Source organism: Jatrophihabitans sp. (assembly GCF_036389215.1).
Taxonomy (GTDB): Bacteria; Actinomycetota; Actinomycetes; order Mycobacteriales; family Jatrophihabitantaceae; genus Jatrophihabitans_A.
The window spans coordinates 1-1,953 of the sequence record NZ_DASVQG010000011.1 but is presented as its reverse complement, the minus strand read 5'-3'; the positions used below and the strand labels follow the sequence as shown (position 1 = coordinate 1,953).

Below are 1,953 nucleotides of genomic sequence, written 5' to 3'. Positions count from 1 at the left end.
GTCGCCGTGGCGGCACTGGCGCTCGCACTGCGCCGCCGCCGGCCTGACACCCTCGGCTGACCGGGATCCGGCGTCACCCAGCCTCGTGGCCGAGCGCTCCCGCTACTCGAGCGCGCTCAGCACGTCGCTGACATCCCAGTGGACCGGCGGGATGTCGCTCAGGTCCAACCCTCGCCGGTGGATGTCGAGCCGGGCGCCGAGGACGTTGCGGGCCCGGTAGACCAGCGCCCGGACCTGGCTCGCCTGGTCGTCCGAAGGCCTGCCATAGCTCTGCCAGAAGGCGTCCACTTCGGTGCCCGGCCTGGCCAGCGCCCGGGTGATCGTCCAGTCCGCCACCGGGTCGCCCCAGGACGCCGCGTCGCAGTCCAGCACGCCGGTGATCGTGGGCCGGTCCGGGTCGGTGTCGACCAGCAGGTTGAGCGTCCACAGGTCACCGTGCAGCAGCGCCGGGACGGTGATCTCCTCGAGCGCCGCGCGATGGCGCCAGGACGCGGCGATCAGCTGGTGCACCGGGCCGGCATCCAGGCCGGCTGCGGTGAAGGCGTCAGCCAGCTGCTCGAACTGGGCGACGAGCGCCGCGCACCAACTGGTGGAGTACGGGCCGGTCATGGGGCCGAAAGCCTGGCCGGTGACGCCGTGGATGGTCCGGGTGACCGAGCCCAGTTGGCGGTACAGGTGACGCAGGGCGCCCGCGGAGTAGGTGGGCAGCCGCTGGCTGGCAGGCACGCCCGGCAGCAGGGTCTGGACGAGGTAGTCACGGTTGAGCAGCTGGTGGGTGAAGTCCACGGCCACGGTGCGGGGGATCAGGCTGCCCAGCGGTGCCAGGAACGGCAGCGCCGCGTACTCGTTGCGCATCGCCTGCCGGGCGGCTGGTCCCAGGCGCGCAGGCTCGGGAGCGATCCGCAGGATCACCGGGTCGCCGCCGGCGAGCTCCACCCGGTAGGTGCTGTTGTAGGTGCCGATGCCGAGCTCCACGGCCTGGCGGACGACCACCCCGGCGCCGAGGGCGCGCCGGCAGATCGCGAGGATCGCGCTCGGCGCCACCGGCTGCTGGAAGGCCCCGGGTGCGCGTTCGATCGACACCACGTCCAGGTGCCCGGAGCTGGCTGGTTCCCCGAGGTCACCGGTCATGAGGCCCTATCCTGCCCGCGATGGCGTCACCGGCGGCTGTGGCATCGCGTTCGGAGGAGTTGCTCCTTAATCTCGGACCGGTCCATGCCGAATAGCACCCTATGACGCATGACGTGCTGATCGTCACTCGCTGGGTGAGATACGGCCATGACCGGCTCTACGTGAAGGCGGCCGACGGCACAGAGCTCGGGTACCGCGACAACAAGAGCGGCGTCAACCATGTCGTGGCCGGCGCCGACGGCGAGGCCTTCCAAGCGGCATTGGCAGCGTATTGGGCCGGTGGTGGCAAGCCGGCCCCGGAGACGGCTATGGCCCCTGCCGTGCCCCGGATGCCGCGTCCCGTTCCCGGAACGCTCCCACCGGTAGTGCCGGTGGCCCCGGAAACACTGCTGCCACCGGAGAAGCCGTGGACCGACCTGTCACTCGCCCGGCCCGGAGCGGCAGCCCGCGATCGCGCCCTTGCCAAGCGCGGCGAGGCACCCGTGAAGAGCTTGTTCGCACGAGTCCTCGGAGTGCACACCGAGGAGCGCGCCTGGCGGATCGGCGCGGACGGCGAAGAACTCGTCGCCGCTCAACTCCAACGGCTCGGCCCCGCCTGGAAGACGTTGCACGCCGTGCCGGTCGGCGATCATGGCAGCGACATCGACCACGTCATCGTGGGACCCGGCGGGGTCTACACCATCAACACGAAGAACCATCCGGATGCCAGCGTCTGGGCCGGCGGCAACACCGTGATGGTCAACGGCGCCAAGACCATGTACGTGCGCAACAGCCGTTTCGAAGCACGCCGCGCGGCTGATCTGCTTACCGCCCGGGCGGGCT

The 1,953-nt window shown here is 70.9% G+C and carries 2 protein-coding genes; one reads left to right on the top strand and one right to left on the bottom strand.

Translation table 11 applies throughout. The annotated features are described in order from the left end of the window. Positions 1-102: 102 nt before the first annotated feature. Complete coding sequence (locus VF542_RS00425; protein ID WP_408649736.1) at positions 103-1,131, bottom strand: phosphotransferase family protein; 1,029 nt, start codon at positions 1,129-1,131, stop codon at positions 103-105. A gap of 101 nt (positions 1,132-1,232) precedes the next feature. Between VF542_RS00425 and VF542_RS00420 the strand changes: the two genes are divergently transcribed. Further along, the coding region (locus tag VF542_RS00420; protein ID WP_408649735.1) for a nuclease-related domain-containing protein at positions 1,233-1,953 on the top strand (721 nt) is incomplete at its 3' end.

Coding starts and splice junctions, on each gene's coding strand:
- VF542_RS00425 (WP_408649736.1), bottom strand. CDS start 1,131: ATGACCGGTGACCTCGGGGAACCAGCCAGCTCCGGGCACCTGGACGTG.